The following is a 237-nucleotide window of genomic DNA, read 5'->3' on the forward strand; positions in this document are numbered from 1 at the left end:
GGCAGCCGCCGCCTGCCTTGCGCGTTCGGGATCTTTGGCATGAATGGCCTGGAACAACAATTGATGCTCTACCTGCGCGGGCCGCGGCCCGTCTGTGAGTTTGGCTGAATTCTTCCATCCTATCTCGCGTGCAGTAAGCAACTGCCCTTCGATAAAGCTGCTGAAGGCGACCAGGTAAGCATTATGGGTCGACGCGGTGATGGCGGCGTGGAAATCGACGTCGGCCTTGGACGCGGT

The 237-nt window shown here is 59.5% G+C and carries 1 protein-coding gene; it reads right to left on the minus strand.

Features of this window, described 5'->3' with window-relative positions; translation table 11 throughout:
* Positions 1-237, minus strand: a 237-nt coding sequence (locus SB751_RS35120; RefSeq protein WP_410749630.1) for an FCD domain-containing protein, incomplete at both ends; no start/stop codon positions are given.

The sequence above is a fragment of the Cupriavidus sp. SIMBA_020 genome (genome assembly GCF_046535395.1).
Lineage (GTDB): Bacteria > Pseudomonadota > Gammaproteobacteria > Burkholderiales > Burkholderiaceae > Cupriavidus > Cupriavidus campinensis.